The following is a 7,908-nucleotide window of genomic DNA, read 5'->3' as shown; positions in this document are numbered from 1 at the left end:
CCAGTGGTTCAAGCGGTACAACGCCAAACAGCCAGAGCGGGGCGGGGCGCAGAAGTCCGAGAGCCTGAAGCCCAAGGCATGGCTTGAGCAGACCCGCGAGGCATGGGCCGACCATGCCAACCGGGCATTAGAGCGGGCTGGTCACGACGCCCGCATTGACCATAGAACACTTGAGGCGCAGGGCATCGAGCGCCTGCCGGGCATCCATCTTGGCCCCAACGTGGTGGAGATGGAGGGCCGGGGCATCCGCACCGAGCGGGCCGACACCGCCCTAGCCATCGACACGGCCAACGGCCAGATCATCGACTTACAAGAATACCGGGAGGTTATCGAGCATGAGCGCGATAGACAGAGTGAAGAAGTCCAGAGGCATCAACGAGTTAGCGGAGCAGATCGAACCGCTGGCCCAGAGCATGGCGACACTGGCCGACGAGGCCCGGCAGGTCATGAGCCAGACTCAGCAGGCCAGCGAGGCGCAGGCAGCGGAGTGGCTGAAAGCCCAACGCCAGACAGGGGCGGCATGGGTGGAGCTGGCCAAGGAGTTGCGGGAGGTAGCCGCCGAGGTGAGCAGCGCCGCGCAGAGCGCCCGGAGCGCCGCCCGTGGCTGGACATGGAAGTTGTGGGCCGGGGTCTTGATCGCTTCCGTGACGCCTATTCTGGCGCTGCTGATCGCATCATGGCTTTGGCTGGAGCCGCAAATCATCGAACAACAGGGGGGTATATGGCTGGTTTTCAAGCTCAAGTAAAGGGTGACCGCACCGCGCAAGCCATCGCCCGGCAGCTCAAGGCCATGGGCTGCGACCGGTACGACATCGGCATACGGGATGCCGCCAGCGGCAAGATGATGAACCGGGAATGGTCAGCCGCCGAAGTGCTCCAGAACACGCCATGGCTCAAGCGGATGAATGCCCAGGGCAATGACGTGTATATCAGGCCCGCCGAGCAGGAGCGGCATGGTTTGGTGCTGGTGGACGATCTCAGTGAGTTCGACTTGGATGACATGAAAGCCGAGGGCCGGGAGCCGGCGCTGATCGTGGAGACCAGCCCCAAGAACTATCAGGCATGGGTAAAAGTGGCTCAGGACGCCCCAGCAGGTCACAGGGGCGTAATCGCCCGGAAGCTGGCCCGCGAGTACGACGCCGACCCGGCCAGCGCCGACAGCCGCCACTATGGTCGCTTGGCGGGCTTCACCAACCGCAAGGACAAGCACACCACCCGCACCGGTTATCAGCCGTGGGTGCTGCTGCGTGAATCCAAGGGCAAGACCGCCACCGCAGGGCCGGAGCTGATGCAGCAGGCCGGGCAGGTGCTGGACAGCATTAAGCGCCAACAGGAACGGACGGCACGACTGGCCGAGATCACCGCCCCGCGGAGTGTGCGCCGGTATCGCCGCAGCGCCGTGGACGACTACCGCAGCGAAATGGCCGGGTTGGTCAAACGCTTCGGTGACGACCTCAGCAAGTGCGACTTCATTGCGGCTATGAAGCTGGCCAGCAAGGGCCGGGAGCCGGACGAGATCGCCAAGGCCATGGCCGAGGCCAGCCCCGCGATCATGGAGCGCAAGGCAGGCCATGAGGCCGATTACATCAAGCGCACGGTACAGAAAGTGATGGAGCTGCCGCAGGTGCAGGAGGCCCGCGCCGAGCTGGCGAAGCAGACCCAGAAGCAGCGCAGTCGGGGGCCAGATTTAAGTATGTAATGCTTGCGTTAGCGCTAACTGGTGGTATACTGTTAGCTCTAATGGAGGGTTTGAGATGAAAGACCAACACGACAAGCGTACCGGCAACCTGCTGGCCACCCCTAACGCTATACGACAGGCCCGCTTTGCCGAACAGCAGCGAGCCATGGGCCGCAAGGCCGCGAGCACCCCCCCCATAACTCTTCGCCTCATGACCGAGCGCGACCTGCCGATGCTCCATGATTGGCTCAACCGGCCGCACATCGTTGAGTGGTGGGGTGGTGACGAAGAGCGACCGACTCTTGATGAAGTGCTGGAACACTACCTGCCCAGAGCGATGGCGGAAGAGTCCGTAACACCGTACATCGCAATGCTGGGCGAGGAACCGATCGGCTATGCTCAGTCGTACGTCGCGCTCGGAAGCGGTGATGGCTGGTGGGAAGATGAAACTGATCCAGGAGTGCGAGGAATAGACCAGTCTCTGGCTGACCCGACACAGTTGAACAAAGGCCTAGGAACAAGGCTTGTCCGCGCTCTCGTTGAACTACTGTTCTCGGACCCCACCGTGACGAAGATTCAGACCGACCCGACTCCGAACAACCATCGAGCCATACGCTGCTATGAGAAGGCAGGATTCGTGCGGGAGAAGATCATCACCACGCCTGACGGGCCGGCGGTTTACATGGTTCAAACACGACAAGCCTTCGAGAGAAAGCGCGGTGTTGCCTAACAACTCATTCAAGCCGACGCCGCTTCGCGGCGCGGCTTAATTCAGGTGTTAGCGGTAATTTAACCAGATAGGAGTACAGACATATGAAAATCGTAAAAAGGATATTATTAGTATTGTTAAGTTTATTTTTTACAATTGCGTATTCAAATGCTCAAACTGACAACTTAACTTTGAAAATTGAGAATGTTTTAAAGGCAAAAAATGCCAGAATAGGAGTAGCAATATTCAACAGCAATGAGAAGGATACTTTGAAGATTAATAACGACTTCCATTTCCCGATGCAAAGCGTTATGAAATTTCCGATTGCTTTAGCCGTTTTGTCTGAGATAGATAAAGGGAATCTTTCTTTTGAACAAAAAATAGAGATTACCCCTCAAGACCTTTTGCCTAAAATGTGGAGTCCGATTAAAGAGGAATTCCCTAATGGAACAACTTTGACGATTGAACAAATACTAAATTATACAGTATCAGAGAGCGACAATATTGGTTGTGATATTTTGCTAAAATTAATCGGAGGAACTGATTCTGTTCAAAAATTCTTGAATGCTAATCATTTCACTGATATTTCAATCAAAGCAAACGAAGAACAAATGCACAAGGATTGGAATACCCAATATCAAAATTGGGCAACCCCAACAGCGATGAACAAACTGTTAATAGATACTTATAATAATAAGAACCAATTACTTTCTAAAAAAAGTTATGATTTTATTTGGAAAATTATGAGAGAAACAACAACAGGAAGTAACCGATTAAAAGGACAATTACCAAAGAATACAATTGTTGCTCATAAAACAGGGACTTCCGGAATAAATAATGGAATTGCAGCAGCCACTAATGATGTTGGGGTAATTACTTTACCGAATGGACAATTAATTTTTATAAGCGTATTTGTTGCAGAGTCCAAAGAAACTTCGGAAATTAATGAAAAGATTATTTCAGACATTGCAAAAATAACGTGGGATTACTATTTGAATAAATAAAAAACTACCGCTAACACTGGCTCATAGGCAATGGCGGGTTGAAGTGCAATTTGCAAAGTCGGTAGCCCGCCCGAGCGTTTTCTCGGTTTGACAGGAAAGGCTCACGCAAACCGCCACTGCCCATAGCCCAAACCGTTAGGCCGCATGGACACAACGCAGGTCACATTGATACACAAAATTCTAGCTGCGGCAGATGAGCGAAATCTGCCGCTCTGGATCGGTGGGGGCTGGGCGATCGATGCACGGCTAGGGCGTGTAACACGCAAGCACGATGATATTGATCTGACGTTTCCCGGCGAGAGGCGCGGCGAGCTCGAGGCAATAGTTGAAATGCTCGGCGGGCGCGTCATGGAGGAGTTGGACTATGGATTCTTAGCGGAGATCGGGGATGAGTTACTTGACTGCGAACCTGCTTGGTGGGCAGACGAAGCGTATGAAATCGCGGAGGCTCCGCAGGGCTCGTGCCCAGAGGCGGCTGAGGGCGTCATCGCCGGGCGGCCAGTCCGTTGTAACAGCTGGGAGGCGATCATCTGGGATTACTTTTACTATGCCGATGAAGTACCACCAGTGGACTGGCCTACAAAGCACATAGAGTCCTACAGGCTCGCATGCACCTCACTCGGGGCGGAAAAGGTTGAGGTCTTGCGTGCCGCTTTCAGGTCGCGATATGCGGCCTAACAATTCGTCCAAGCCGACGCCGCTTCGCGGCGCGGCTTAACTCAGGTGTTACCGCAGCGAAATGGCCGGGCTGGTCAAGCGGTACGGTGACGACCTCAGCAAGTGCGACTTTATCGCGGCCATGAAGCTGGCCAGCAAGGGCCGGGAGCCGGACGAGATCGGCAAGGCCATGGCCGAGGCCAGCCCCGCCATCATGGAGCGCAAGACGGGCCATGAGGCCGATTACATCAAGCGTACGGTGCAGAAGGTGATGGAGCTGCCGCAGGTGCAGGAGGCCCGCGCCGAGCTGGCGAAGCAGGCCGAGAAACAGCAGTACCGAGGGCCGACATTAGGATAAAACACTTGCATTAGAGCTAATGCCTGTTATGGTGTTAGCTCTAATGCGGAGGAAATATGAAAGACCAACACGACAAGCGTACCGGCAACCTGCTGGCCACCCCCAACGCTATACGACAGGCCCGCTTTGCCGAGCAGCAGCGAGCCATGGGCCGCAAGGCCCGGAAGATATGGGCCACAGACGCAGAGGCCGAGGCGCTGCGGCTGTATCTGGAAGAACTCAGGGCGGCGCAGGGCGGGGGTAGTGACCCCGCCAGCGCCTAACCACCAACCGCCTACACAGGAGGCAAATCAATGGCTACCCATAAGCCTATCGACATTCTGGCGAGCTTCACAGAGCTACCGCCACCGATTGACTACGTACTGCCCAACATGGTGGCCGGCACCGTGGGGGCGCTGGTGTCCCCCGGTGGGGCCGGCAAGTCCATGCTGGCCCTGCAACTGGCCGCACAGATCGCAGGCGGCCCCGACCTGCTGGACGTGGGCGAGTTGCGCACCGGCCCGGTGATCTACCTGCCCGCCGAAGACCCGCCCACCGCCATACATCACCGCCTGCACGCATTGGGGGAACGCCTGACCGACGAGCAACGGCAAGCCGTGGCTGACGGTCTGCTAATCCAGCCGCTGATCGGCAGCCTACCCAACATCATGGCCCCGGAGTGGTTCGACGGCCTCAAGCGAGCCGCTGAGGGACGCCGCTTGATGGTGCTGGATACCTTGCGCCGGTTCCACATCGAGGAAGAGAACGCCAGCGGCCCCATGGCGCAAGTGATTGGCCGCATGGAGGCCATCGCCGCCGATACCGGGTGCTCTATCGTGTTCCTGCACCATGCCAGCAAGGGCGCGGCCATGATGGGCGCAGGCGACCAGCAGCAGGCCAGCCGGGGATCGTCCGTGCTGGTGGATAACATCCGCTGGCAATCGTACCTGTCCGGCATGACCACCGGTGAGGCCGAGGAATGGGGCGTAGACGACACGCAGCGGCCCTATTTCGTCCGCTTTGGAGTCAGCAAGGCCAACTATGGGGCACCGTTCAAAGACCGCTGGTTCAGGCGGCATGACGGCGGGGTACTCAAGCCCGCCGTGCTGGAAAAGCAGCACAAGAGCAAGGGGGTGCCTCGTGGCAAAGCCTAAGAACAAACACAGCCTCAGCCACGTCCGGCACGACCCGGCGCACTGTCTGGCCCCCGGCCTGTTCCGTGCCCTCAAGCGGGGCGAGCGCAAGCGCGGCAAGCTGGACGTGACGTATGACTACGGCGACGGCAAGCGGATCGAGTTCAGCGGCCCGGAGCCGCTGGGCGCTGATGATTTGCGCATCCTGCAGGGGCTGGTGGCCATGGCCGGGCCTAGTGGTCTGGTGCTAGAGCCAGAACCGGAGACCCCCGGCGGGCAGCAGCTCCGGCTGTTCCTGGAACCCAAATGGGAAGCCGTTACCGCTGACGCCATGGTGGTCAAGGGTAGCTATCGGGCGCTGGCTCGTGAAATAGGCTATGCCAATATCGAGGACTCAAAGCCCATCAGGGACTGCATTGAACGGCTTTGGAAGGTGTCCATCATCGCCCAGAATGGCCGCAAGCGGCAGGGCTTCCGGCTGCTTGCCGAGTACGCCAGCGACGAGGCAGACGGGCGCCTGTATGTGGCCCTGAACCCCTTGATCGCGCAGGCCGTCATGGGTGGCGGCCAGCATGTGCGCATCAGCATGGACGAGGTGCGGGCGCTGGACAGCGAAACCGCCCGCCTGCTGCACCAGCGGCTGTGTGGCTGGATCGACCCCGGCAAGACCGGCAAGGCGGCCATAGATACCCTGTGCGGCTACGTCTGGCCGTCAGAGGCCAGTGGGGCCGCCATGCGCAAGAGACGCCAGCGGGTGCGCGAGGCGCTGCCGGAGCTGATCGCGCTGGGCTGGACGGTGAACGAGTATGCGGCGGGTAAGTACGACATCGCACGGCCCAAGGCGGCAGGCTGACCCCTGCAATAACTGTCACGCCCCCCCCGTTAACTGTCACGCCCCCCCCGTTAACTGTCACGCCCCCCCCCGTTAACTGTCACGAACCCCCCCGTTAACTGTCACGCCCCCAAACCTGCAAACCCAGCAGGGGCGGGGGCTGGCGGGGTGCTGAAAAAATCCATCCATGATTATCTAAGAATAATCCACTAGGCGCGGTTAACAGCGCCCTAGTGGGGCGCTGTTTGCCCTTGCCCAAAATGCCCGGCCAGAGGCCGGATAACTGATCTATCCGCTGCGCTAGGCTACACACCGCCCCCACCGCTCCGCGGTAGGGAAAAGGCGGGCCAAGGCCCGCAAACCCAAACCCCATGCACAGACGCCACAGGAAGCCGCAGACGCCTTTAGCCGCTTTAGCGGCCTTTACCCCTGCCCGCAGGGCGGGGGCGCGTGTGAAGCCCCGCAGGGGCCATGCTGGCCACCTTGCGCTTGGCTATCTCCGCCTTGATGGTCGCGCCCGCCTCTCGCATCTCTTGCTGCAGGGCTTCGATCTCGGCAGGTGTCAGCCGGTAGAAGCTCACCCTTGCCCCTCTTGCGGCTCCGGCTGGCCATGCTCCTGTGGCTGCTATTCCTGCTTGGGTGGCAGTCCGAACAGCGCCCGGTCATGGTCGCGCTCTAGGTAGCTGTCCAGCCCATCGAGCAAGCGCTGTTCTGGCCACTCGCCGCTTTCGACTTTGCCGAGTATCCACGCGCCTACCAGCACCTTGCGCCGGGTGTCCTCCTTGCGCTTTTGCTGCTGCTCCCGTGCCCTGACCCGCTGGATCTTGGCGTTGATCCGTGCCCGTTGCTCTTCCAGCTTGGCGAGCCGTTCCGCTGCTTTTGCCATGTTGACATTCCCCTTGGTTATGTGCTTGCCATCATGCTATCATCGGAGCACAGACACCGCAAACCCCGACCGTCATTCTAACGGGAGGGCGCACTTACCGGTTTCTCTTCGAGAAACTGCCCTGCGGGCACCCCTTTGGGGCTGTGCGCTCTCCGAGGGCCATTGCATGGAGCTAAACCCCTATGGCCATCTATCACCTTACGGCCAAGACCGGCAGCCGGAACGGCGGCCAGTCGGCCAAGGCGAAAGCCGATTACATCCAGCGGGAGGGCCGTTACTCCCGCGACCGTGACGAGGTGCTGCACACTCAGTCCGGCCACCTGCCCGAGTGGGCCGAGCGCCCCGCCGACTACTGGGATGCTGCCGACCTGTATGAACGCGCCAATGGGCGGCTGTTCAAAGAGGTTGAGTTTGCCCTGCCGGTCGAACTGACCCTAGATCAGCAGCGGGAGCTGGTGGACGAATTCGCCCGGCATCTGACCGAGGGCGAGCGCCTGCCGTATACGCTGGCCATTCATGCCGGTAAAGGTGAGAACCCCCATTGCCACTTGATGATCTCTGAGCGGAAGAACGACGGTATCGAGCGCCCGGCTGACCAGTGGTTCAAGCGGTACAACGCCAAACAGCCAGAGCGGGGCGGGGCGCAGAAGTCCGAGAGCCTGAAGCCCAAGG

11 protein-coding genes and 1 pseudogene are annotated in these 7,908 nt (G+C 59.1%); 11 read left to right on the top strand and 1 reads right to left on the bottom strand.

Translation table 11 applies throughout. The annotated features are described in order from the left end of the window. Nucleotides 1-64: 64 nt before the first annotated feature. The 10 genes and pseudogenes from R7070_RS24080 to repC all read left to right on the top strand — a co-directional run. Nucleotides 65-229 (top strand): annotated as a pseudogene (locus R7070_RS24080) (MobA/MobL family protein); the annotation flags it as partial. Nucleotides 230-335: 106 nt separating this feature from the next. Then, nucleotides 336-746, top strand: a complete 411-nt coding sequence (locus R7070_RS24075) for an IncQ-type mobilization protein MobB (protein ID WP_011117300.1) — start codon at nucleotides 336-338, stop codon at nucleotides 744-746. Beyond that, a complete protein-coding gene (locus tag R7070_RS24070; RefSeq protein ID WP_011117301.1) occupies nucleotides 722-1,699 on the top strand; it encodes a DNA-primase RepB domain-containing protein in 978 nt (325 codons plus the stop codon). The genes R7070_RS24075 and R7070_RS24070 overlap by 25 nt, the downstream gene beginning before the upstream one ends. Nucleotides 1,700-1,844: 145 nt before the next feature. Beyond that, nucleotides 1,845-2,408, top strand: coding sequence for an AacA4 family aminoglycoside N(6')-acetyltransferase (locus R7070_RS24065; protein ID WP_112928758.1), 564 nt, complete (start codon nucleotides 1,845-1,847; stop codon nucleotides 2,406-2,408). Between the two features lie 83 nt (nucleotides 2,409-2,491). Further along, entirely contained in the window at nucleotides 2,492-3,391 is a 900-nt protein-coding gene (locus tag R7070_RS24060) for an extended-spectrum class A beta-lactamase VEB-18 (protein ID WP_065825678.1), read from the top strand. A gap of 144 nt (nucleotides 3,392-3,535) precedes the next feature. Continuing rightward, a complete protein-coding gene (gene aadB / locus R7070_RS24055; protein ID WP_000381802.1) occupies nucleotides 3,536-4,069 on the top strand; it encodes an aminoglycoside nucleotidyltransferase ANT(2'')-Ia in 534 nt (177 codons plus the stop codon). 61 nt (nucleotides 4,070-4,130) lie between these two features. Beyond that, the gene (locus tag R7070_RS24050; RefSeq protein WP_223847821.1) at nucleotides 4,131-4,406 is read left to right on the top strand and encodes a hypothetical protein; all 276 of its coding nucleotides are present in this window, start codon (nucleotides 4,131-4,133) and stop codon (nucleotides 4,404-4,406) included. A gap of 56 nt (nucleotides 4,407-4,462) precedes the next feature. Next, complete coding sequence (urfF, locus tag R7070_RS24045) at nucleotides 4,463-4,669, top strand: plasmid repression protein F (RefSeq protein ID WP_112928753.1); 207 nt, start codon at nucleotides 4,463-4,465, stop codon at nucleotides 4,667-4,669. A 30-nt stretch (nucleotides 4,670-4,699) separates the two neighbouring features. Then, entirely contained in the window at nucleotides 4,700-5,539 is an 840-nt protein-coding gene (locus R7070_RS24040; RefSeq protein WP_169573183.1) for a helicase RepA family protein, read from the top strand. Further along, the gene (gene repC / locus R7070_RS24035) at nucleotides 5,526-6,371 is read left to right on the top strand and encodes a replication protein C, IncQ-type (RefSeq protein ID WP_112928757.1); all 846 of its coding nucleotides are present in this window, start codon (nucleotides 5,526-5,528) and stop codon (nucleotides 6,369-6,371) included. The genes R7070_RS24040 and repC overlap by 14 nt, the downstream gene beginning before the upstream one ends. 604 nt (nucleotides 6,372-6,975) lie before the next feature. Here the strand turns inward: repC and R7070_RS24030 are convergent. Further along, the gene (locus R7070_RS24030) at nucleotides 6,976-7,236 is read right to left on the bottom strand and encodes a mobilization protein (RefSeq protein WP_169573164.1); all 261 of its coding nucleotides are present in this window, start codon (nucleotides 7,234-7,236) and stop codon (nucleotides 6,976-6,978) included. Nucleotides 7,237-7,418: 182 nt separating this feature from the next. Between R7070_RS24030 and R7070_RS24025 the strand changes: the two genes are divergently transcribed. Continuing rightward, nucleotides 7,419-7,908 (top strand): MobA/MobL family protein (locus tag R7070_RS24025; protein WP_169643902.1); only part of this gene is annotated, 490 nt, incomplete at its 3' end.

Source organism: Vibrio sp. 1557, from assembly GCF_033340175.1.
Taxonomy (GTDB): domain Bacteria; phylum Pseudomonadota; class Gammaproteobacteria; order Enterobacterales; family Vibrionaceae; genus Vibrio; species Vibrio alginolyticus.
The sequence above is the reverse complement of the archived record's forward strand: the minus strand, read 5'-3'. Positions and strand labels throughout refer to the sequence as shown.